The 21,650-nt window shown below is 68.3% G+C and carries 24 protein-coding genes and 2 pseudogenes; 15 read left to right on the forward strand and 11 right to left on the reverse strand.

Translation table 11 applies throughout. From position 1 onward, the window contains the following. Nucleotides 1–308 precede the first annotated feature (308 nt). The 5 genes from D5S19_RS03400 (at nt 309) to D5S19_RS03420 (ending at nt 4,934) form a co-directional block, all read left to right on the forward strand. The gene (locus D5S19_RS03400) at nt 309–1,121 is read left to right on the forward strand and encodes an ABC transporter ATP-binding protein (RefSeq protein WP_120021949.1); all 813 of its coding nucleotides are present in this window, start codon (nt 309–311) and stop codon (nt 1,119–1,121) included. 64 nt (nt 1,122–1,185) lie between these two features. After that, nucleotides 1,186–1,965, forward strand: coding sequence for an enoyl-CoA hydratase/isomerase family protein (locus D5S19_RS03405; protein WP_120021872.1), 780 nt, complete (start codon nt 1,186–1,188; stop codon nt 1,963–1,965). Beyond that, nucleotides 1,962–2,927: a class I SAM-dependent methyltransferase gene (locus tag D5S19_RS03410; protein WP_120021873.1), complete on the forward strand. Its 966-nt coding sequence runs from the start codon at nt 1,962–1,964 to the stop codon at nt 2,925–2,927. The genes D5S19_RS03405 and D5S19_RS03410 overlap by 4 nt, the downstream gene beginning before the upstream one ends. A gap of 1 nt (nt 2,928) precedes the next feature. Continuing rightward, entirely contained in the window at nt 2,929–4,128 is a 1,200-nt protein-coding gene (locus D5S19_RS03415) for a THUMP-like domain-containing protein (RefSeq protein ID WP_120021874.1), read from the forward strand. A 44-nt stretch (nt 4,129–4,172) separates the two neighbouring features. Next, a complete protein-coding gene (locus D5S19_RS03420) occupies nt 4,173–4,934 on the forward strand; it encodes an HAD family acid phosphatase (RefSeq protein WP_120021875.1) in 762 nt (253 codons plus the stop codon). A 414-nt stretch (nt 4,935–5,348) separates the two neighbouring features. Here the strand turns inward: D5S19_RS03420 and D5S19_RS03425 are convergent, their stop codons facing one another. Then, complete coding sequence (locus D5S19_RS03425) at nt 5,349–6,344, reverse strand: NAD(P)/FAD-dependent oxidoreductase (RefSeq protein WP_120021876.1); 996 nt, start codon at nt 6,342–6,344, stop codon at nt 5,349–5,351. A gap of 120 nt (nt 6,345–6,464) precedes the next feature. On the opposite strand from D5S19_RS03425, the gene D5S19_RS03430 reads away from it, so the two are divergent. Continuing rightward, nucleotides 6,465–6,854 (forward strand): ArsR/SmtB family transcription factor, encoded by a 390-nt coding sequence (locus tag D5S19_RS03430; RefSeq protein ID WP_120021950.1) that lies wholly within the window; start codon nt 6,465–6,467, stop codon nt 6,852–6,854. Then, nucleotides 6,808–7,302: an SRPBCC family protein gene (locus tag D5S19_RS03435; protein ID WP_120021877.1), complete on the forward strand. Its 495-nt coding sequence runs from the start codon at nt 6,808–6,810 to the stop codon at nt 7,300–7,302. Before D5S19_RS03430 ends, D5S19_RS03435 begins: the two co-directional genes overlap by 47 nt. 794 nt (nt 7,303–8,096) lie before the next feature. Here D5S19_RS03435 and D5S19_RS03440 read toward each other — a convergent pair. Further along, nucleotides 8,097–8,378: a helix-turn-helix domain-containing protein gene (locus D5S19_RS03440; RefSeq protein WP_120021878.1), complete on the reverse strand. Its 282-nt coding sequence runs from the start codon at nt 8,376–8,378 to the stop codon at nt 8,097–8,099. Between the two features lie 98 nt (nt 8,379–8,476). Here D5S19_RS03440 and D5S19_RS03445 point away from each other — a divergent pair, with 98 nt between their 5' ends. Further along, nucleotides 8,477–9,712: an MFS transporter gene (locus tag D5S19_RS03445; RefSeq protein WP_120021879.1), complete on the forward strand. Its 1,236-nt coding sequence runs from the start codon at nt 8,477–8,479 to the stop codon at nt 9,710–9,712. Here D5S19_RS03445 and D5S19_RS03450 read toward each other — a convergent pair. Then, nucleotides 9,697–9,903: a helix-turn-helix domain-containing protein gene (locus tag D5S19_RS03450; protein ID WP_199730322.1), complete on the reverse strand. Its 207-nt coding sequence runs from the start codon at nt 9,901–9,903 to the stop codon at nt 9,697–9,699. The two genes, D5S19_RS03445 and D5S19_RS03450, sit on opposite strands and share 16 nt — an antisense overlap. A 20-nt stretch (nt 9,904–9,923) precedes the next feature. Next, on the reverse strand, nt 9,924–10,499 hold the full coding sequence (locus D5S19_RS03455; RefSeq protein WP_120021881.1) for a DUF2975 domain-containing protein: 576 nt from the start codon (nt 10,497–10,499) through the stop codon (nt 9,924–9,926). An 816-nt stretch (nt 10,500–11,315) separates the two neighbouring features. Here D5S19_RS03455 and D5S19_RS34025 point away from each other — a divergent pair. The 3 genes and pseudogenes from D5S19_RS34025 to D5S19_RS03470 all read left to right on the forward strand — a co-directional run. Then, a pseudogene (locus D5S19_RS34025) lies at nt 11,316–11,384 on the forward strand (hypothetical protein); the annotation flags it as partial. A 55-nt stretch (nt 11,385–11,439) separates the two neighbouring features. After that, nucleotides 11,440–11,946: an enolase C-terminal domain-like protein gene (locus tag D5S19_RS03465; protein ID WP_407641704.1), complete on the forward strand. Its 507-nt coding sequence runs from the start codon at nt 11,440–11,442 to the stop codon at nt 11,944–11,946. Beyond that, nucleotides 11,936–12,748: a mannitol dehydrogenase family protein gene (locus D5S19_RS03470; protein WP_120021883.1), complete on the forward strand. Its 813-nt coding sequence runs from the start codon at nt 11,936–11,938 to the stop codon at nt 12,746–12,748. Before D5S19_RS03465 ends, D5S19_RS03470 begins: the two co-directional genes overlap by 11 nt. A gap of 80 nt (nt 12,749–12,828) precedes the next feature. Here D5S19_RS03470 and D5S19_RS34030 read toward each other — a convergent pair. Together D5S19_RS34030 and mptB are read right to left on the reverse strand one after the other, a co-directional pair. Further along, nucleotides 12,829–13,104 (reverse strand): annotated as a pseudogene (locus D5S19_RS34030) (SRPBCC domain-containing protein); the annotation flags it as partial. After that, nucleotides 13,058–14,905, reverse strand: coding sequence for a polyprenol phosphomannose-dependent alpha 1,6 mannosyltransferase MptB (gene mptB, locus D5S19_RS32320; RefSeq protein ID WP_199730324.1), 1,848 nt, complete (start codon nt 14,903–14,905; stop codon nt 13,058–13,060). The pseudogene D5S19_RS34030 and the gene mptB, both read right to left, overlap by 47 nt. Nucleotides 14,906–15,005: 100 nt before the next feature. Here mptB and D5S19_RS03480 point away from each other — a divergent pair, with 100 nt between their 5' ends. Together D5S19_RS03480 and D5S19_RS03485 are read left to right on the forward strand one after the other, a co-directional pair. Further along, on the forward strand, nt 15,006–15,665 hold the full coding sequence (locus D5S19_RS03480; protein ID WP_120021884.1) for a response regulator transcription factor: 660 nt from the start codon (nt 15,006–15,008) through the stop codon (nt 15,663–15,665). Continuing rightward, nucleotides 15,662–16,711 carry a sensor histidine kinase gene (locus D5S19_RS03485; RefSeq protein WP_120021885.1) on the forward strand — a complete coding sequence of 350 codons (1,050 nt, stop codon included), beginning with the start codon at nt 15,662–15,664 and terminating at the stop codon, nt 16,709–16,711. Before D5S19_RS03480 ends, D5S19_RS03485 begins: the two co-directional genes overlap by 4 nt. 13 nt (nt 16,712–16,724) lie before the next feature. Here D5S19_RS03485 and D5S19_RS03490 read toward each other — a convergent pair whose 3' ends face one another. From D5S19_RS03490 to D5S19_RS03500, 3 genes are all read right to left on the reverse strand, one after another. Further along, the gene (locus D5S19_RS03490; protein WP_120021886.1) at nt 16,725–17,624 is read right to left on the reverse strand and encodes a carboxymuconolactone decarboxylase family protein; all 900 of its coding nucleotides are present in this window, start codon (nt 17,622–17,624) and stop codon (nt 16,725–16,727) included. A 17-nt stretch (nt 17,625–17,641) separates the two neighbouring features. After that, nucleotides 17,642–18,286 carry a TetR/AcrR family transcriptional regulator gene (locus D5S19_RS03495; RefSeq protein WP_233573689.1) on the reverse strand — a complete coding sequence of 215 codons (645 nt, stop codon included), beginning with the start codon at nt 18,284–18,286 and terminating at the stop codon, nt 17,642–17,644. An 83-nt stretch (nt 18,287–18,369) separates the two neighbouring features. Next, entirely contained in the window at nt 18,370–18,765 is a 396-nt protein-coding gene (locus D5S19_RS03500) for a VOC family protein (protein WP_120021888.1), read from the reverse strand. A gap of 101 nt (nt 18,766–18,866) precedes the next feature. On the opposite strand from D5S19_RS03500, the gene D5S19_RS03505 reads away from it, so the two are divergent. Next, complete coding sequence (locus D5S19_RS03505) at nt 18,867–19,838, forward strand: helix-turn-helix transcriptional regulator (RefSeq protein WP_120021889.1); 972 nt, start codon at nt 18,867–18,869, stop codon at nt 19,836–19,838. Here the strand turns inward: D5S19_RS03505 and D5S19_RS03510 are convergent, their stop codons facing one another. Continuing rightward, on the reverse strand, nt 19,839–20,198 hold the full coding sequence (locus D5S19_RS03510; RefSeq protein WP_158605484.1) for a carboxylesterase/lipase family protein: 360 nt from the start codon (nt 20,196–20,198) through the stop codon (nt 19,839–19,841). Between the two features lie 120 nt (nt 20,199–20,318). Here D5S19_RS03510 and D5S19_RS33500 point away from each other — a divergent pair, with 120 nt between their 5' ends. Beyond that, nucleotides 20,319–20,453, forward strand: a complete 135-nt coding sequence (locus D5S19_RS33500; RefSeq protein ID WP_267901062.1) for a hypothetical protein — start codon at nt 20,319–20,321, stop codon at nt 20,451–20,453. On the opposite strand, the gene D5S19_RS03515 is transcribed toward D5S19_RS33500, so the two are convergent. Then, a complete protein-coding gene (locus tag D5S19_RS03515; protein ID WP_199730328.1) occupies nt 20,450–21,610 on the reverse strand; it encodes a C40 family peptidase in 1,161 nt (386 codons plus the stop codon). The genes D5S19_RS33500 and D5S19_RS03515 overlap by 4 nt on opposite strands. Nucleotides 21,611–21,650: the final 40 nt, after the last annotated feature.

Below are 21,650 nucleotides of genomic sequence, written 5' to 3' on the forward strand. Positions count from 1 at the left end.
CCTGGGGTGGGTGTGGAAACGGCTGGACACGGCAGCGCGACGGAGCACCCGCGGACAGGGATCCGCCGTGCCTATCGCGCCCGGGTACACCCGCAGGAGGCGACGAGAAGGAGATCGATCGCGCGACGGCGCCAGAACGAGCCCCGGCTGACCGGGCGGACGGCGGGCGCGGAAACGATCACCTCCGCATGCTGCCACAGCGCGGCGGCCCGCTGCCGGGCGTCTCAGCCGCTGGACCGCCGCGGCGGCCGGAACCGGTTACCCCGGGCGGGTGCGTGCGGGTCGGCGCGGGCCGCCACAATGGGCGCGTGAGCGAGCCGATCCTGCCCAGCGACCCTGACGATCTGGTGGTACGGATGGCCGGTGTCGGCGTCCGCCGCACCGGCAACGACCTCCTCGCAGACCTCGACTGGTCGGTCGAGCTGGACGAGCGGTGGGTGGTGCTCGGCCCGAACGGCGCGGGCAAGACCACGCTGCTGCGCCTGGCCGCCGCCGAACTCCACCCCACCACCGGCGAGGTGGATCTGCTCGGCGACCGGATCGGCCGGGTCAACATCTTCGACCTGCGTCCGCGCATCGGGTTCACCTCCGCCGCGATCGCCCAGCGCGTGCCCGGCGAGGAGCTGGTCGGCGACGTGGTGGTCAGCGCCGGGTACGCGGTGATGGGCCGCTGGCGTGAGGAATACGACAAACTTGACCTGGACCGTGCCGCGGAGCTGCTCGGCACGCTGGGCATCGCGCACCTCGCTGAGCGCACCTTCGGCACGCTCAGCGAGGGCGAGCGCAAGCGCGTGCTGATCGCCCGGTCCCTGATGACCGATCCGGAGCTGCTGCTGCTCGACGAGCCGGCCGCCGGTCTCGACCTCGGCGGCCGGGAGGACCTGGTCGCCCGCCTGTCGTCCCTTGCCATGGACCCGGACGCGCCGGCCACTGTGCTGGTGACCCACCACGTGGAGGAGATCCCGCCCGGGTTCACCCACGCACTGCTGCTGCGCGAGGGCCGCGCGGTGGTGTCCGGCCTGGTGGACGACGTGATCACCAGCGAGAACCTGTCCAAGACCTTCGATCAGGACCTGGTGCTGCAACGCTCGGGTGCACGGTTCTTCGCACGCCGCAGGTAGGTTGGCCCTACCGTTGGGTAGCCCGCGGGCGGTCCGCGGGTCCCGCCGACGAGGAGGAAGCATCGTGGGAGAGTTCGTAACCCTGGAGGTCGAGGGCGGGATCGGCACGATCCGGCTGGACCGTCCGCCGGTCAACGCGCTGAACAACCAGCTGCAGGCCGAGCTGGCCGAGGCCGCCCGCGAGGCCTCCGACCGCGACGACGTGCGCGCGGTGATCCTCTACGGCGGGGAGAAGACCTTCGCCGGCGGTGCGGACATCAAGGAGATGGCCGAGCGGACCTACCCGGAGATCGCGAAGTTCGGTGCCGAGCTGACCGCGTCGCTGGCCCGGGTCGCGAACATCCCCAAGCCGGTCGTCTGCGCCATCACCGGCTATGCCCTCGGCGGCGGCCTCGAACTCGCGCTGACCGCGGACTACCGGGTGGCCGGCGACAACGTGAAGGTCGGCCAGCCGGAGGTGCAGCTCGGCATCATCCCCGGGGCCGGCGGCACCCAGCGGCTCGCCCGGCTGATCGGCCCGAGCAAGGCCAAGGACCTGATCTTCACCGGCCGGTTCGTGAAGGCCGAGGAAGCGCTCAAGCTGGGCATCGTCGACGAGGTCGTGGCGCCGGACGACGTGTACGCCGCCGCGCACAAGTGGGCCGCGCAGTTCGCGAACGGTCCCGCGGTCGCGCTGCGGGCCGCGAAGGCCGCCATCGACGCGGGCCTCGATGTGGACCTCGCCACCGGCCTGAAGATCGAGACCCAGCTGTTCACCGCGCTGTGGGCCACCGAGGATCAGAAAAACGGTATGCGGTCGTTCATCGAGAACGGGCCGGGCAAGGCCACCTTCGAGGGGAAGTGACCGCGGTGGCCGATCCGGCGCCGAATCCGCACGCCACGGCCGAAGAGGTCAAAGCGGCCTACGACGATCCGAAGCTCGCGAACGTCCTGTACCACGACTGGGAAGCCGGGACCTACGACGAGAAGTGGTCGATCTCCTACGACGAGCGCTGCATCTCCTACGCCACCGACGTGTTCACCGCGGTCGCCGGCGCGGGCGGGCAGCCATACTCGCATGCGATGGAGCTGGGCAGCGGCACCGGATTCTTCCTGCTGAACCTGATGCAGGGCGGGGTCGCGAAGAAGGGCTCGGTCACCGACCTGTCACCGGGCATGGTCCAGGTCGCGTTGCGCAACGCGGAGAACCTCGGCCTCGACGTCGACGGCAAAGTCGCCGACGCGGAGCGGATTCCGTACGACGACAACACGTTCGACCTGGTGGTCGGGCATGCGGTGCTGCACCACATCCCGGACGTGGCCCAGGCGTTCGGCGAGGTGCTGCGGGTGCTCAAGCCCGGCGGCCGGTTCGTGTTCGCCGGTGAGCCGACGAAGATCGGCGACCGCTACGCGCGTCGGCTCGGCCGGCTCACCTGGTATCTGACGACGAACCTGACGAAGCTGCCGGTGCTGGGCGCCTGGCGGCGGCCACAGTCCGAATTGGACGAATCCTCGCGCGCGGCGGCGCTGGAGGCCGTGGTCGACATCCACACCTTCGACCCGTCCGAGCTGGAGAAGACGGCTCGCGGCGCCGGGGCGCAGGATGTCCGCGCGGTCACCGAGGAGTTCTCCGCCGCGCTGGCGGGCTGGCCGATCCGCACGTTCGAGGCCGCGGTGCCGCAGGAGAAGCTCACCGTGCGCTGGCGGCTGTTCGCCTATCACCTCTGGCTGCGGCTGTCCGCTTTGGACAAGAAGGTGCTGTCGAAGGTGTTGCCGCGGGAGCTGTTCTACAACGTGATGATCACCGGGACCAAGCGGTCGTCCTGAATTGACCTACCGATTCACCGTCGACGACGTCGCCTTCCTGCGTTCTGCCGCGGGAACGGCGGCGCTCGCGGCGTGCGCGGAACTGCGGCTGACCGACACGTCGCGGATCGCCGACGTGACCGCGATGCGCCGCGTGGCCGGAGAGCGGGCCGCCGCGGTGCTGGAAACCGTGACGCTGCGCCGGAAATCGGCGGCGAAGATCGCGGACGCGGGGGAGTGGCTGTTCACCGCCGACGCGCTCCAGCAGGCGAGCGCCACTCCCGTGGCCCGGCATCGGGCCGCGCGGCTGGCCGGACTGGTGGTGCACGACGTCACCTGTTCGGTCGGGGCCGATCTGGTCGAACTGGCCAAGTCGGCCCGGGTCGTGCTGGGGTCCGATGTGGACCCGGTGCGCCTGGAAATGGCGCGGCACAACGCTTCGATGGCCTCGGCTTCTGCGGCGGTGGTCCAGGCCGACGCCTTGCGCCCGGTATCGAGAGAGGCTGCGGTAGTCGCCGATCCGGCGCGCCGGGATTCCGCGGGCCGCCGCGTGTGGCGCCCTGCGGACTTCCTGCCTCCGCTGGACGAGCTGGTCGACGCCTATCCCGGCCGGGTCCTGTCGGTGAAGTGTGCGCCGGGTATGGATTTCTCCATCGCGCCGTGGGCTTCGGAAGTCGAACTGGTGTCTTTGGACGGTCAGGTCCGAGAGGCCTGTCTCTGGCGCGATTCGTCCACTGACGTCACCCGGCGTGCCACAGTGCTGCGTTCAGACGGTACACAATGGACTATCACCGACGCCGAGCCGGACGACCTCCCCGTGCGCCCGCCCGGCCAGTGGCTGGTGGACCCGGACGGTGCCGTGGTCCGGGCCGGCCTCGTCCGGCACTACGCGGCCCGGCACGGCCTGTGGCAGCTGGACGAGCGCATCGCCTACCTGACCGGCGACACGCCACCGCCCGGCCGGGCTTTCCGGGTGCTGGAGCAGCTGCCCTACCGGGAGAAGACGCTGGCCGCCGCGTTGCGGCGATTCGACGTCGGACGGCTGGAGATCCTGGTGCGTGGTCTCGATGTGGATCCGGATGCGTTGCGGCGCAGGCTGAAACCACGAGGCACCGAAGAGTCCACTGTTGTGCTGACGCGGATCGGCCGCTCGCCGGTGGCGTTCCTCTGCCGGGCCGAACGGATCCTTTCGGGGGTTTACCGGCGGACGGGCCGGGCGTAGGTTCGGCTGGCTCGCCGTAATTCGCCTGAACCAGAGGGGTTGTCTTGTCCCGTTTTCCCGCTCTCGTCAAGCTCGCCGTCGCCGCGGCCGTCGGTGCCACCGTAGCCGGTGGTGCCACCGCACTCGCCGGCTCGGACGAGGTCACCGCCGCGCACGGTCGTGAGCCCGCCAACATCGGCCAAGTGAAGAACGACGTCAAGGCCTACTACGGCGATTACCTCGACGCCTCGGGCAAGCACCACTACTCGGACACGAGCCGGTTCGTCTCCGACACCTTGCGCGTGGTCGCAGACGCGAAGCGGCATCTCGCCGAGCAGCTGGGCCGGGTGCGCAGCCCGGCGATCGTGCTCGACATCGACGACACCTCCGAAGTCACCTACGGCTGGGAGGCCGACAACGACTTCGGCTTCGACCCGGCCAAACAACAGCAGGCGATCGACGACGGCTCCTTCCCGGCCAACAAACCGGTGCTGGACCTGGCGAACTGGGCCGCGCAGCGCGGGGTGGCGGTCTACTTCGTCACCGGCCGCTCCGAACCGCAAGGCCCGCAGTCACTGAAGAACCTGGCGAACGAAGGCTTCCCCGCTCCGGCAGGCGCGTTCTTCAAGCCCGCGACGACCGCTCCGGACTACCTGCCGTGCGGCCTGAAGTGCAACACCGTGCAGTACAAGTCGGGCACCCGCGCGCACCTCGAAAAGACCGGTGCGACCATCGTCCTCAACGTCGGCGACCAGTTCAGCGACCTGGAGGGCGGCCACGCGTCGTACCCGGTGAAGCTGCCGAACCCGATGTACTACCTGCCCTGATCCCCGCCCGTGCCGCCTGGGTCCACTTCGGACTCGGGCGGCACGGACGGGCTCAGGTTTCCTGAGAGCCGCTGCTGGGTGCGCACTTGGGGCTTGCGCTTCCCTTGGTCGTCGGCCCGAGTGTCTCGGCAGCCGGACGTCTACTGTGGACTTGATTCGCATGCCAGACGGTTGCCGGGGGAGCTTAGTGCCTACCCGTGCGAGCGTGGCCCGAATGTTCCCGGGTGTTGGTCCTGTTGCTGAGTGCAATGCAAGAAGTTCATGCTTCCCTTTGGGTGCGTGACTCGAATGTCTCAACGACTGGTCATCCACTGTGGACTTTCGTGCTACGCCGGGTGTGCGCGCAGTTCGCACTTTCCCTTCGCGTGGGCAGCCGGGGGTCCTTGCCGTCCACTTCGGAACCCCGCGCCACGCCTAGCGTTTCCGCCCCGCCGCGACGACCGCGCGTTCGGTCCGGTCCGGCTCCCCGCTTCGCCGCACCGCCTCGGCGACCTCCTCCTCTATCAAGCTCCGGTTGATCGCCGCCCCCGCCGCGAGTCCGGCACTGGCGGAGACCGAGACCTGCGCCATCATGTTCGTGACGTTCCCGGCCAGCCACAGACCCGGTACTGCGGTCGCCCCGGATTCGCCGGTGGGCACCTGGGTGCCGAGCACGTGGCCGTTGAGTTCCACGTCCTCCACCGTCAATCCGAGCGGCGCCAGCAATTCGGCCCGCGCGGCGAACCGGGGCGCGATCGCCAGCGCCTCCCGCGCCACCACCTCGCCCGATTCCAGCCGGACGCCGCTGAGCCGGTCGTCCGAAACCTCGATCGCGGCCACCGCCCCGTCGACAACCCGGATGCCGCGCGCTGCCAGCTCGGCGAGCTCCGAGACGTCGAACGCCGGTGCGGTGTGCCGGAAGACGATGACGTCGTCGCTCAGCTGCCGCCACATCTGCGCCTGGTGCAGGCTCATCGGGCTGGTCGCGAGGACCCCGATGGCCTGGTCGCGCACCTCCCAGCCGTGGCAGTACGGGCAGTGCAGCACGTCGCGGCCAAACCGGCGCGCCAGCCCGGCCACCTCGGGCAGCTCGTCTTTCAGCCCGGTCGTCACCAGAAGGCGGCGGGCGCGGACGGCCGGTTCACCGGCCGGCTGGACGGTGAACTCACCGTCCTCGTGCCGAGTGATCGAGGTGACGGTCCCGTTCATCACCTCGCCGCCGTAACCGGCCAGCTCGGACCGTCCGATCGCGAGCAGCTCGGCCGGGGGAGTGCCCTCCCTGCCAAGGTAGTTGTGCACGTGACCGGCCGGCGCGTTCCGCGGTTCGCCGGCATCGACCACCAGCACCGAGCGACGCGACCGGGCCAGTGCCACCGCCCCGCTCAGCCCCGCGGCGCCCCCGCCGACCACCACCACGTCGTACTTCTTCATTGCTTCCTCCAGTTGCCGTTTCCTGCCCAGGACTATCCGGACAACCCGGAACCCTGGCAAAAGTGTTTGCGGAAACAGCAAAAACTTGACTCATACCCATATGGGAATATTATTGGCCGCATGGCACGAGCAGCGACGACCACGGACGTGTTCAATGCGGTGGCCGAACCCCGGCGGCGGGAGATCCTGGACCTCCTCGCCGAGGGGGAACGCCCCGTGCACGATCTCGTCCGGCTGCTCGGGCTGGGGCAGCCGCAGGTGTCGAAGCATTTGCGGGTGCTGCGCGCGGTGGGTGCGGTCGAGGTGCGCGAGGCCGGCAGGCAGCGGGTCTACCGGGTCAACGGCGCCGCGCTGAAGCCGATCCACGATTGGGTGCGCCGGTATGAGCGCACTTGGGAAGAGCGATTCGACCTGCTGGACTCTGTAGTGACGGAGCTCGGCCGGACCGAGGAGGAGAACGACCATGGCACAGCCCGGAACCGGCGCGGCGAAGGTGACCCTGCCCGCTGACGACCAGATCCTGATCACCCGCGAGTTCGCCGCCCCGCGGCATCTCGTCTACCGCGCCTGGACCACCCCGGACCTGGTTCGCCGCTGGTGGGCAGGCCGCCGCGGCAAGACCACGGACGTGGAACTGGACCTGCGCCCCGGCGGCCGCTGGCGCTACGTGATGATCGCGAACGGTGGCTTCGAAGTCGCTTTTCACGGCGAGTACCGAGAAGTCCTCCCGAACGAGAAACTGGTGTACACAGAGGTGTACGAAATCCCCGGCGCGACCGACGAAGGCGCACCCGTGGTCACGGTAACGTTCACCGAGGAGGCCGGCCGCACCACCGTGACCATGCGAACCGAAACCCACTCCCGGGAACTCCGCGACATGATCCTGGAGTCGGGTATGGAGGTCGGCCTGCAGGAACAGCTGGTAATCCTGGAGGAACTGGCACTCTCGCTGGCCTGACCCCGTTTCCGCCGCCCGGCAGCCGCGGCCACCTCGGCCGCTGCGCGGTCGCCTTTGACTGGCGGGCTGGTGTCTTTGGGGTGCCGTGAGTGGCTTCCCTCGTGGCGACCCTTGGCTGGATGGGGTGTTGTGTGACCGTCTTTGCCCGGCGTGCGGCTGTTTTCGGGTCTTCGGGTCGCCGTGGCTGGCTTGCTTGCGGCGACCTTCGGCTTGGTGGGTGGCCGTCCTTGCCCGGCGGGCGACTCTTTCGGGTGCCTTGGGGTGCTGTCGATGGCTTGCGTGGCTGTTCGTGGCCTCCGACTGGGTGGGGACATTGTTGTGTGATCGCTTTTGACCCGCTGGCGGCTGTTTCCGGGGTCTTGGGGTTTTGCCGTCGGCGGCTTGTGAGGTTGCCCGTGGCGGTCTCTGCTCAGCCGTGGCGGCTGCGCGGTCGTCTCTGTCCGGCGGGCGGGTGTCTTTATGCACCTTTCGGTGCCGTGAATGGGCCGCCAGTGGTCGTATTCGGCTGGGTTGTGTTGTGCGATCGCCTTTGTCCGGCGAGCAACCCGGGTCGGCGTGGCTGCTCGTGGTGACCTCGGCGGGTGGGGCGTTGTTGTACAACTGGTCTTTACACGGCCGCGGCCGTCTTCGGGCGGCTGGTCGTTGTTCTCGGCACCTTCGATCGTCTGCGCCGCCGCCCGCGTTCGGCTGGCGCTTGCCAAGGGCTGTTTTCCGGGCGGCTGCTTGCCTTCTCGGCGTCGTCGGTGACCGGTGCGGCGCTTGGCGGCCCTCCACGGGCCACGCTCCGGTGCCGGCTACCTGCTCCATGCCGTGCAGCCGCCCGACGAGAACCCCGGTGCCAACGCGCCGACGTACCACAGCCGCATGCCTATCTGGAACCGGCCATCGGACCGCCGTTCCAACGCTCCCCATTCGGTCAGCACGGTGGCCAGCCGATGCGCTGTCGAAACGGGAAGCGCACCCGCCTCGGCCAGTTCGCTCAGGGTGAGCGTCGGCCGGGCGGAGGAAAACGCCGCCAGCAAAGACAAAAGCCGATCCGCCGCGCTGCGCGACGGCTCGCGAGTATTGCCGCCCATCCCACCTCTTTCCATCGGGTGGAAAAACACTCTAGCTTCCACCTGACCCGAATTCCTACGCTCCACCGACCGGAGACCACGGAGCTGTGGAGGCGCGAGTGGCAACGAACACACGAAATGGCTGGGTCCGTCCTTTGTGCTGGACAGCGGTGTTACTCGACGGATTCGACCTCGTCGTGCTCGGCGTGGTGCTGCCGGTGCTGCTCGGCACTCGCATCTGGGGAATGACGCCGGCGCCGGGCACGCTGATCTCGACCGTCGGCCTGGCGGGCATGACGATCGGCGCGCTCACGATCGGCACAATCACCGATGTCATCGGCAGGCGCAAAGCACTGATCCTTTCCGTGACGGCATTTTCCGCGTTCACCCTGCTGTGCGCGTTCGCTCCGTCCGCAGGCATGTTCGCGACGCTGCGATTCCTTGCTGGCCTGGGCCTCGGGGGCTGCCTGCCGACCGCCATCACGCTCGTCACTGACCACCAGGCCGACCAAGGACGCGGGCCCAGTGCGTCCACCACCGTCATGACCGGCTATCACGTCGGTGCCGTGCTGACGGCACTGCTGGGTATTCTGTTCATCGAGCCGTTCGGCTGGCGTGCGATGTTCGTCGCCGGATCACTGCCCGCTCTCGTCCTGGTTCCGCTGATGGTCAAGCACCTTCCGGAATCGGCGAGCTTCCAGCGCTTGCACCGCGCCGCGACACCACCGGCGCGCGCGGGCAGGGAGGCTGTCGCCGGGCTGTTCCGAGGCGGCCTCCTGCAAGCGACGCTGGCGTTCTGGTGCACCACTTTCCTCGGCCTGATGCTCGTGTTCGGGCTCAACATCTGGCTGCCCCAGATCATGCGGCAGGCGGGCTATCCACTCGGCACCGCGCTCGCACTGCTGCTCGCGCTCAATCTCGGCGCGGTCGCCGGCATGATCGCTGCGGGTTCGCTGGCCGACCGCCGCGGCCTGCGCGGCTCCACCGTCTGCTGGTTCCTGGGAGCCGGTGCCCTTCTCGCGCTGCTGGTCGTCAAGCTGCCCATGGTCGGCCTCTATCCGGTCATCTTCTTCGCGGGCTTTTTCGTTTTCAGCGCTCAGGCGCTCACTTACGCCTACACCCAGCATGTCTATCCCGAACACAACAGGGCGACGGGACTCGGCTGGACCGCCGGCGTCGGCAGGCTCGGCGCAATCTGCGGCCCACTGCTCGGCGGCGCCATGCTGACGGCGGGAATCGCTTATCCTTGGGGCTTCTACGCGTTCTCGGCGATCGGCCTGCTCGCGGCGGCGAGTATCGCGGTCGTCCATGTCCGGCCAAATCAGGCGCTCGACGCTTCTCAGTGCCGCCGATAGCTCAGAATGTCGCCCGGTTGGCAGTTGAGGACCTCGCACAGCCTCGCAAGGGTGGAAAACCGGATGGCGCGCGCGCGGCCGTTCTTGAGCACCGACAGGTTCACCACGGTGACGCCGACTTCCGTGGCGAGCTGTGTCAGTGTCATCCCTCGCGCGGCGAGTACTTCGTCAAGATGGACCAAAATGTCCACAGCGGACTCTTCGGATGGCATCAGACGGTGCCTTCGAGGTCCTCGCGCATTCCCACGCCGATACGCAGGATGTAGGCGAAGGTGAGCGCCGCGACGCCGGTCCCGACAGCCCAGCCCGGGAACGCGTTCATCCATTCACCGAACCAGCCCGGCCTGGCATCGGCCAGCATGGTCGACCGCAGGTAGGCCTGCGACAGCGTCGCCAGCAGACCGCTGAGCGGGCCGCCGATCAGCACGAACCAACCCGCCGCCGAAAGCCGTCCTGGCACGGCGGCCGCGTACGGCCCTTCCCGCGACGCCGTCCGCAGGAAACGCAGCACCAGGAACAACGCGCCGAACTCGAAGACGACCTGCGGCAGCTGGTCACCGAGATCGGCGAGCCGCTGCATCGCCACGGGGTGCTCGACGCACACCGATGTGCCACCCGCGGAGACCACCGCACCGGGCTCGAGTGCGGTCACCGCATCGCCCGCGTCGACACAGGTCTCACTCGCGGACGTTCCGGGCAACCAGCCCAGTGCACTGACATTCGCGATCACGACCGCCAGCGCGGCTATCCCGACCACCCACGTCGCGACGCTGAAGATACTGGTCAAAGGCCTCAACGGATTACGCGCGGCACTCATCATCCCTGCTCCCGCCACTATCGTTTATCGATGCTATCGACAAACGATAACATCGATAAACGATATGTGCATCCCAGTCGCGGGTCAGGTCACCTCGACCGAGGTGACCGTCTGCGTGAACGTGGTCGTCAGTGGCTCACTGCCCGTCACCAGCCTGGGACCGACCACGAGATCCATGGGAGCGGTCGGAATGACACTCGTGTCGGTGATCGTCCGCAGCAGCTTGCCATCGAAGTACAACGAGACGGACGAGGAATTGTACTGAAGCGTCGCCGTGTGGTATCTGCCGTCGTAGATGTCGACACCGGTGTCGACCTTGAGCGACGTCACCTTGCCCGCCTTGGCGCTCTCGAAACGTAATTGCGAATTCGTGAAGCTCTGACTGGTCGTGTAGCCGAAGTTGATTTCGTTGAACTGGCTGCCGGCGCCGCTCCACAGTGCCGTTCCCCACCACACCGCCTGCTTCGGCCGCCCGCTGAGCGCGAACCGGGTGGTGAACTTGCCCGACGTGAAGTGCTTCGCCTTGTACCTGATCTTGGACCACGAGCCCGTGGTGTCGGGCGCGGCACCCGGCTTCAGGTTGAACCTGGCCACACCGTCGTCGACGGTCGGGCAACTGTACTCACAGGACCACACGGCGGTGTTGAACGAGTCGAAGTTGTCGACGAATGTCGCCGCGGCGGCATTTCCCGGAATACCGACGGCGAGAAGTGCCGCGCGGACGCGCGCTACCCCACCGAAAACGTTTGGGATTCCGCCGCGTACCTGCGTTTCACGCCCGAGTTGATGGCCGCCGTCCGCGCGGAATACGGTTACGGATTCCACCTGCTGCACGACGTGCACCACCGGCTCACGCCCCGGGAAGCCGCGCGGCTGGGCAAGTCGCTCGAACCCTTCGACATGTTCTGGATTGAGGACGCCACTCCCGCAGAGGACCAGTCGGGCCTTCGAACTGATCAGGGCGCACACGGTCACGCCGCTGGCCGTCGGCGAGGTGTTCAACTCCATCTGGGACTGCCAGCACCTCATCTCGAACCGGCTGATCGACTACATCCGCTGCGCCGTCTCGCACACCGGCGGAATCACCCACCTGCGCAAGATCTTCGACCTCGCCGCGCTGTACGGCGTCCGCACCGGATCACACGGCGCAGGTGACCTTTCGCCGGTGTCCTTCGCGGCCGCACTGCAACTCGATCTCGCCGTGCCGAACTTCGGCATCCAGGAGTACATGGGTCACCTCAGCCCGGCCGAAGAGGTTTTCCAGACCTCCTATCGGTTCGAAGACGGGTACATGAAACCCGGCGACACGCCGGGGCTCGGGGTGGAGATCGACGAGGAGGCCGCAGCCCGATATGCTTACGAACCGAAGTCGTTGCCGGTGAACCGTCTTCACGACGGAACGATCCATGACTGGTGAGGCGCACGTGCTGTCGGCGAGCACGCTTCCCCGCCTGCCGACCACGATCCGGCGACCGGCGGGCCGAGACGTCGCACCACCCAGGATCGTCCACATCGGACTCGGTGCATTCCATCGCGCGCATCAGGCGGTCTACACCGAAGACGCGGGCGACGGCTGGCAGATCCTCGCGGTCAGCCCCCGGTCGACCGCCAGCGCGGACCAGCAGGCGGCGCAGGCCGGTTACTACAGCGTCACCGAACTCGACGGCAGTGCCACACGAACGCGGGTGATCGGCTCGATCAGCCAGGCATTGGCGCTCACCAGGCAGCCAGAAGCGTTCATCGCCGCGATCGCCGCGCCAAGCACCAGTATTGTGACGTTGACGATCACCGAGCAGGGCTACGTGGACCGAGCGGCGCTCGGTCACCTGGTCTCCGGCCTGCTCGCCCGCCTCGACGCCACCGCGGAACCACTCGCGATCGTCGCGTGCGACAACCTCCGCAACGGCGACCGCACGCTGCCTCGCGCGCTCGGCGCACTCGCGCGGGAACTCGACCCAGGCCGTAATCGCGCCCTTTCTGACTTCCTGGCCTCGTGTGTGTCGTTCCCGGCATCGGTGGTCGACCGGATCACCCCCGCGGCCACCACGGCCGACTTGAGTGCGGTCGCAGCCCGCCTCGGTGTCATCGACCGGGCCGCGGTGATCACGGAGCCGTACAAGCTCTGGGTTCTCACCGACGAATTCCCGCTGCCGATACCCGGCACCGATCCGGCTGTCCTCAGACCGGCATCGGCTTCCCCGTTTCCAGGAAACTCTTGAGGGTTCGCCACGACCAGAACCCACCCCTCGTTCACGTGCACCCGCATCTGCTCGCGGGGGCCGACGCTGGTCATCGTCAGCTTGACGATTTCGCCGGTCTGCACGAGTTCGAACGTCGCCGTGGTCAACCGGGTGTCGGGCGTCGGATCCTTCGCCGTGGGCACGAATCCGGCGGTGTAGGTGAGCCGCCGCGGCGGGTCGCATTCGAGTACCTCGCCACCGCCGAAGAACGGTTCGGCCGCATCCCCGAACCGGTGCGTGACCGCGGAGCCCACCTGCCAGTCTGACGGCAGAAAAGACCCACCCCAGTCAGTCCACGAGTTCGACCCGCCGCAGCGGCACAGTCGCCCTCGCACAGAGCCGTCCGGCTTGTTCCGGTCGCAGGCGCCGCTCGCACTCCTCCACGGCCGCTGCCCGTTCCCGCCCCTCGTTCTCCACGACCGAGACGGTCGACCCGACCGACACGGTCGACGGAATCGAGCGAACGCCGCCATTGGACAGTCCACCGCGCGAAGCTTCGCCCACCCCAAGGCCGCCCGCGGCGCCTGCCACGCGACCACCCTCGGCGATCGAGCCCCCAGCCACCGGCACTGCCGCCACATCCCCCATTCCGGCCAAGGCGTAGCGCAGCGCGCCGATAGCCGCACGGTCACGGTTCTTCAGAGCTGCCTTCAGCGCGTCACGCAAGTCCGCGCGCTGTGCGGGACATCCCCACCCGGGAGCAAGAACGGTATACATCCTCAATACCGAAAGCCTACCAGCACGATCACCCGGCGAGCACGTCCTTTTCCGCAGCCGCGTGCCGGCCGCGACGGCGATCGAGAACACGACCCCGGCCACGTACCCCCAGAGCGGCAGCGGGGTACTCCCGTTCGTCTGGCTGCTCACCACCAGGAAGGCGGAAAACCCTGCGGCGAAAGCGATCCAGGTGACCCGCCACCGAACGGCCGCGCCCAGGGCCAGTGGCCAGCTGTAGTACCAAGGCAGGACCACGGGCAAACACATGACAGTGGCCAGCAACGCCGCCGCGGCACCACGAACGGCAGCGACCGCATTCCGCCGCGACCGCCACCACAGCCAGGCGACCAACCCGGCCAGTACGAACCACGCGGCCGTCCGGAACCCTGGAACCAGCTGCCCGGAATCAAAACCGGGCACCAGTAAGGCGGCAATCTTCCCCAGCGCGGTCGGCACCGAAAGCAGGGGTTCAAGCACCGAATTCCCGTCCAGCGCCTTGATCCACCCGAGGGAAACCCCGGCCAGCCCGCTGATCAGTCCAAAAGAGACGACCACTGTGGACACCGAGAGGACGACGGCGCGCAGGAACTCCCGCCACGTCGGCCCGGAGCCGGACCGCTGAGCCACCCAGACCCACACCAGAAACGGCAGCGCCACCCCCGCGGTCGCCTTCACCGCGACCGCCATCGCCACCAGCGCGAACCCACGCACCGCGGCGCGGTCGAGTACCAGGCCGACGCCGGCGGCCAGCAGGCCGATCATCAGCAGATCATTGTGCCCGCCGGACACCAGGTGCAGCAGTACCAGCGGGTTCGCCGCGACAATCCACAATGCACCGGCCGGTGCTCCGCCGAGATGGCGGCACAGAACCGGGATCGCGCGGCACAGCAACCACAGCCCGGCCACCATCGCCAACCGGGTCAGGAGCGCGCTGAACAGGGGATTTCCGCCGGTCAGGCCGAGTACGGACTTCACCACCAGGATGAACAGCGGCCCGTAAGGCGAAGGAACGGAGAGCCAGTGCCCGCCGGCGTTCTCGATCAGTTCACCGGACAGCTCCGCAGGCACATGCGTGTACGGATCAAGCCCGGCCTGGGCCACCGCGCCCTGCGCGAGGTAGGTGTACAGATCGTTGCTGAACAACGGTGGTGCGACCAGCAGCGGCACCGCCCACAACCACACCGCGCGGCGGATGTCGACGGCGCTCGCCGAGCCCGCGCGGACGAGGTGTCCCAATCGGACCCAAGCCGCCAGCAACACTCCGATGCCCAGGTACAACAGAGTGTTGCTCCAGCTCGCCGGCGCGGGCGCCCCGGGCCGTGCGCCCGAGCCGAACGCGCCGGCGACGATCAATCCGATGCCGGCGAACCCGGCCAGCGTGGCGAACTGGTGCGTCCCGCACCTTCCGGCGAAAACCATGCCCCAGGTGTAGCCAGCGGCGCATCTCCGGCCGTTAAGATCGGCACTTATCCGATCTTTATCCCGGCGGCTATGTACTGGTTCTCGTGAGGAAAACCTGATGCGGATACTCGTGGCTGAGGACGAGCGGTTGCTGGCCGACTCGCTCACCGAAGGACTGCGGCACCTGGGCATGGCGGTGGACGTCTGCTATGACGGCGATGCGGCCCTCGAACGGGTGATGGTGCACCGGTACGACGTGGTCGTGCTGGACCGGGACCTGCCGCTGGTGCACGGCGACGAGGTCTGCCGCAAGATCGCGGAGAGTGCAGGCGAAACCCGCGTGCTGATGCTGACCGCCGCGGCCGGCATCCGCGACCGGGTGGACGGGCTCGGCCTCGGCGCGGACGACTACCTCACCAAGCCGTTCGCCTTCGCCGAGCTCGTCGCCCGGCTGCACGCCCTCGCCCGGCGCGCGCTGCCCGCGTTGCCCCCGGTGCTCGACTGCGAGGGGGTGCGGCTCGACCCGGCGAAGCGATTCGCGTCCCGGGACGGCCGGACATTGTCGTTGTCCCCCAAGGAATTCGCCGTCCTTGAGGTGCTGCTGCGGGCGCAGCGGCGAGTGGTCAGCCCGGAGGAGCTGCTGGAGAAGGCCTGGGACGAGCACGCCGATCCGTTCACCAACACGGTGCGGGTCACGGTGATGACGCTGCGGCGGAAGCTGGGCAACCCACCGGTGATCCAGACCGTGCCGGGCGCCGGATACCGGATCGGCGCATGAGGGGCCCCCGCAGGTCGTTGCACAGCCGGATCCGCTGGGCTTGCGCGGCGGTGACCGCGCTCAGCCTGCTGCTGGCCTTCTCTCTGTCCAACGCGGTTCTCATCCCGATCGGGACCTATGTGGACTGGAAGGTGTGCCCGCGCACGACTGCCTGCCGTGACCACTGGAGCGCGATCCTCTGGATCGTGGTGCTGATCTCGATCGTCGTGCTGCCTCTGATCCTGAGCCGGCCTCTGGCGCGCTGGGTGCTGCGGCTGCTGCCGGACGTGGTGGAGTCGGTCGAGCAAGTGGGGCCGCAGAACCTGGGCCAGCGGATGCCGGTGCAGTCGCTGTCGGGAGAGGCTCGCCAGCTCGCGGTCGCGGTCAACGATATGCTCGACCGGGTCGCCATCGGTTTCGAAGGACAACGGCGATTCGCCGCGAACGCCTCGCATGAGCTGCGTACACCCCTTGCTGTGCAACGGACTCTGGTCGAGGTGGCGATGGTGACCGGCGGCGGCGAGGACATGCGCCGGCTGGCTTCGCAGCTGCTGCTGGTGAACGAGCGCAACGAGCGGTTGATCGAGGGCCTGCTCGTGCTCGCCGAGGCCGACCGTGGGCTGCCCGGCACCGTACCAGTGCGGCTGGACGAGCTGGCCTCCTCGGTTCTCGCGTCCTATGAGGACCGATTCGCCGAACATGACCTGACGCTGACCCGGACGCTGGCCGAACGAACCGTGCCGGGCGATCCGGTGCTGCTGGAACGGTTGATCAGCAACCTCGTGCAGAACGCGATCAAGTACAACCGCGCAGGTGGGCGAGTCGAGGTGGTGGTCGGCGGGGAGCCGGCCTTGTCGGTGCGCAACACCGGTGAACCGGTGCCTGCGGAAGCGGTCCAGTCGCTGTTCGAGCCGTTTCGCCGGTTGTCCGCGGACCGCATGAACCACCGCGACGGTGCCGGTCTCGGACTGTCCATAGTGAACTCGATCGCCGCCTCGCACCATGGCAAGGTCACCGCGGTGCCCGGCGTGGACGGCGGTTTGCGGGTCGACGTCACGCTGCCCTGACCGGTTTCGTGGCTCAGTCGCGCCGGAAACCGGAGACCGGGAACGTCCCGCCGCCCTTGATGGTGACCGAACCGGTGAGCACGTCACCGTCCACAATGGCGGTCACGTGCACGTCGAACCGCGCCGGGTCGGTGACTTCCGCGGTGAAGTCCAGCTGCCCGCCCTCGCCCGTGCCGGATACGATCGGCACGGTGACCTCGAGCTGGGTGTCGTGGATCGAGCCACGCACGGTTCCGTCCGCCGTCGTGAGGTCGAGGATCAGCTCTTTGCTGCCCGCGGGATGGGTGAAAGTGAGCTGCCAAGTGCCCGTGACGCCGGTCTTTCCGCTGCCCGGTCGCGTGCCGACTGGTGTCGGAACAGCGGATTCGGGATGTCCGCACGCACCGAGCCGTGGCTGGCCGGGCTTCACCGGAACGCCCGCGGAGTTCAGGAATCCTGCCATCATGCGGTAATACCCGACGAGGAACAGCAGTTCGAGGATCTGCGCGTGGTCCCACGCCGAGGCCAGCGCGGCCCACGTCGGATCGGACACGACGTCCTCGGCGCACAACTCGTCGACGGCACGCAGCACGGCGGCGTCTTCGCTGTCCCAGTCCGCATCGGGGTCGGATAGTGCGACGATCTCTGTTTCGGTGGCCCCGGCGCCCAGCGCGGCCGGCACGTGGTTGGCCCACTCATAGGGGGCCTGGCACCGGAGCGCGACCCGCAGGATCGCCAGCTCCCGGACACGCGGGTGCACCGTCCCCTGTGCAAGCAGGAAACCGCCGAGCGCGGAGGACGCCCGCATCAGCTCCGGCGCTCTGGCCAGCACCTGGACCACGGTGTCGGCGCCGAGCTTGGCCAGTCTGCGCTGCTCCGAGTCCATCTCGTCGAGCGGCAGGGGAGGGATGCGCATCGTGTTCGCCGGTGCCATGGCTGGGCCCTTACTTGTCAGTGCCGGTGCTGCCGATCAAGGGCGTCGAGCGCGGTCCGGGCCTCTTTGAGGCTGAGCTGCGGGTGTGAATGGAGGTCGATCAGCGCCCTGGCCAGGAGTTCGTCACCGTCGGTGCTGAACACATCGGAGCCGATCGCGCGGGAGATGTGCTTGTGCAGCACGGTGATGGACAACGCCATCGCGGTCGTGACGGCCGCGCGGACCTTGGCGTCGGCGGCTGGCGGGTCGTTGCGGTTCCGGGCTGCGTCCGCGTCCGTGAGCCATTGCGCGCCGAGTTCGACCATCTCGTCGAACAACGGCGCGGCCTCGCCTTCCACGAGCGCGCGGGCGAGGTAGCTCTCGTACGGTCCCACCGCCGCTCTTGCTGCGGCGATGGGATTGCCGTTTCCGAGCCCACGGCCGGCCTGGGTCTGGTCGGCGAGCTGCCGGATCAGCTTGACCAGATGTGCGTCGCAGGCTTCGCGAAGGCCTTGCTTGGCACCGAAATGGTGCCTGACCAGCCCAGGCGAAACTTGCGCGGTCTCGGCGATCCCGCGGATGGTGGCCCGCTCGAACCCGTACTCGCCGAAGTGCGCCATGGCCGCGTCCCGGATCCGGGCACGGGCGGTCAGGTCCTCGGGATCGCGGGGAATGACGGTCACCAATTCTCCTAGCCGGACATATGGTCTACTGTACATCAACACAGCTGACTATACGTCTGTATAGGCGAGATCGCCAAGAGCGCTCAGTGGCCCAATCGGTCCCGGGCCGCGTCGGTGACCGGGGTGAAGAAGTTGACGAGGTTGCCGTCGGGATCGCGGAACAGCAGCGAACGGTTGCCCCACGGCATCGTGGTCGGCTCCTGCACGATCTCGGCCGAGCCGGCCAGCTTCGCGTACTCGCCGTCGACGTCGTCGACCAGGAATTCGAGGATCGCCGTCCGGTTCTCCTCGGGCACCGCCGCTCCGGCGCTGAACAGCGTCATCGTCTCGGCACTGCCGATCGCCAGCGTGCATGAGGCGCCTACGAGTTCGGCGAACTGCGGGCCGGGCCACCGCGCGGCGATCCCGGTCGCCTTCTCGTAGAACTCGGCGAGCCGGGCGGCGTCGTGGGTGATGATGCGGACCGAGGCGAACTGCATGACTGATTCCTTTCGGGACGGGAGGCGGTTCCTCCGCGAACACTGGCCACGGTAGAAGCAATAGTGGACAGGATCCGCCCGGTATTGAGAGGATTTCCGGCATGCCCCGGCCGATCGCCCGCGTGCTGGCTCTGCTGGAGATCCTGCAGGGCGGCGGTACCCGGACCGTCGCTGAACTTGCCCGCCGGCTCGATGTGGACGAACGCACCGTCCGCCGGTACGTCGAGCATCTTCTGGACCTGGACGTGCCGGTCCGCTCGGTGCGTGGCCGCTACGGCGGCTACCGGCTCGAGCCCGGCTACCGGATGCCGCCGCTGATGCTCACCGGGGAAGAAGCGCTCGCGGTCGTGCTCGGCCTGGTCGCTGGGCGGCGAGCCGGGCTGATCACCACGTCGGTCGCGGCCGCCGAGAGCGCCGCCGCGAAGGTCCGGCGCGTCCTGCCCGCGGCCGTCGCCCAGCGGCTCGACGCGCTGTTGGCCGTCACCGATTTCACCGCACCCGCCCGGCCCGCGCACACCGCCGAGGCCGAGGTACTGCTCACCGTCGCGGAAGCGGCGCGGGACCGTCGCCCCGTAGAACTCGGTTACGTTGCCGGACACGGCCGGGCCAGCGAACGCGTCGTGCACCCTTATGGTGTTGTCGCCCACTCCGGCCGCTGGTATCTGACCGGGTTCGACTCCGCCAGCGATGAGATCCGCACCTTCCGGATCGACCGGATCACCACGGTCGGTGCCACGACTGGGACATTCGCCGCGCCGCCCGGTTTCGATCCGGCCCGCCACGTGCTGACCGCCATCGCCGAAGCACCGCACCGCCATGAGGTATCCGTGCGGATCCGTTCGACGCCCGGCGATATCCGCCGTACTCTGCCGCCGGCCGTCGCCTCATTGACGGAAATCGGCGAGGGCTGGGTCCGCGCGTGCATCCGCGCCGAACGGCTCGACTGGATCCCGCCCTTGCTTGCCGCGCTGGACAGCCCGTTCGTCATCGAACGGCCGGACGCCCTCCGTGACCGGGTGCGCGAACTGGCCGCCCGGCTGGCCGAGCACGCCGCGGCGCGGCCGGGCAATTGATCACTGCCGGCGTCCCCAGAGAACCCGCTCGTCGGCGCGGTCGTCCACAGTGGCCGCCGAGGTGTCGTCAAACCGCATGGCGACGCGGTTTTCCGCAGTGTAGGCGGGCCAACCGGGATCTCCGGTCGTGGCGAAGCCGATCCACACCCGGTGCATCGCATCGGCCACCTGCTGCGGCGGGTTCTCGCCGATGAACGGCGTGAAGCCGGGGTCATCGAGATTGTCGAAGACGAATGGCACCTCGAGTGCGTGGCAGGAACCGAGCGTGTTGCCGAACGCAGGGGAGCGCCACGCGAACTCGTAGACGTGCGTGCCCGGATGGCCCTCGGCGGGCGCAGTGCGGGAATCCAGTAGTACCAATCGGTGAGGATCGCCCTGAACAGATCGCCGGGCGTGGCCCCAGGGCGGTTGGCGCGATAACGGCGCACCCCGCGTAAGAAGGAAAGCCCGCACTTCAAGACCAATCGGTCTGTTGTCTGGTTGCCGTGGTGGCGCGGCTGGGGTCTTGCCTGGCTGCCGGTCGGGTTCTACGCGGCGTTCCGGCTGGGTTTGGCCGGGGAGGGCTGGCGATTGGTCCCCGGCCTTGGCTGGCTGCCGGTGACCCTGCCGTACTAAGCAGCCGGCCGCCCAGCCCCCGCGTAATCGTCGCCCGGCCTGCGATACGGATGAACCTGCACCGCCTGTCCGGTCTGCGGAGCATCGATCATTTGCTGGTTGCCGATGTAGAGACCGACGTGATGGATCTTCGTCGCAGGTTCCCCGTAAAAGATCAGATCACCCAGTTCGGGTTCGTTCACGTGCGGGATGCTGCGGAATTGCGTGTCGGCGGTGCGCATGAGCTTCACCCCGGCGCTGGCGTAGGCCGCGGTCGTCAAACCGGAGCAGTCGAACCCGGGGTCGGCGCCGCCGGTCCCATTACCGCCCCAGACATAAGGAAGACCGATCTTGTCGATCGCGAAGTCCACCGCGCTCAGCACCGCAGGGTCCGGTGCCTGATCGCGTTGCCCGACAGTGCCGTAGACGTTGACGGTCGCCAGCGTCCGATGCAACATGAGCGGCGCCGGTGCCAACGTGGCGACGCCGTTCCACCAGTCCGTCGCCAAATCGCGGCCACCGGCGCACAACGCACGCCCTGTGGTGAGCGCTGCGTCGTCGATGTTTTGCACATCCGCCTTGCCGCCGGACGCACTGCGTTGCCACTTCGTCCACACCGCCGGCGCCAGCTGCATCGGCCCGGCCGCGCCCGGACTCGAAACCACGCGGTTGTAGAAGTCTCGGACCTCGACTGCGCCGAGCGGTTTCGCGAGCGCCCCGTCGTCTCCGAGATGACTACTCTGCGCCCGCCCGTGATCGCTGGCGATCTTCCCGATCGCGGCGAGGGTGATCCACGACAGGTGACAGTCCGGCTGTTCTTTGCTGAGCGTGACCGTCGCCTGCGCGTACCCCTTCATCGCTCGCAGCGGAATATCAAGCCACTGGCTGGTCCGCGACGCCCAGGCCCCAAACTCCCCAGCCTGCGGCACCTTCGGCTGCGCCGGCACCGACGACCGAGGCGGCGCCCCCTCCCTCGAAGGTACCGCCGAAGCCGACGCTCCCACCGTGTCTCCCGCCCCATTCCCGGACGGCGCAAACCGCACCGCGATCACCAACGCCCCCAGCACTACCACCACCGCCGCCAACGCCACCACAACCCGCCGTCGAACACGACCCGCCTGCCTCGGCCGCTCGCCGATCCCTGGCTCCACTGACGCTCCATCGACATCGGCGGGCATTCCCCCGGAGCCGTTCCCTGACTCTCCGACATTCATCGCC

The organism is Amycolatopsis panacis (assembly GCF_003600245.1).
Taxonomy (GTDB): domain Bacteria; phylum Actinomycetota; class Actinomycetes; order Mycobacteriales; family Pseudonocardiaceae; genus Amycolatopsis; species Amycolatopsis sulphurea.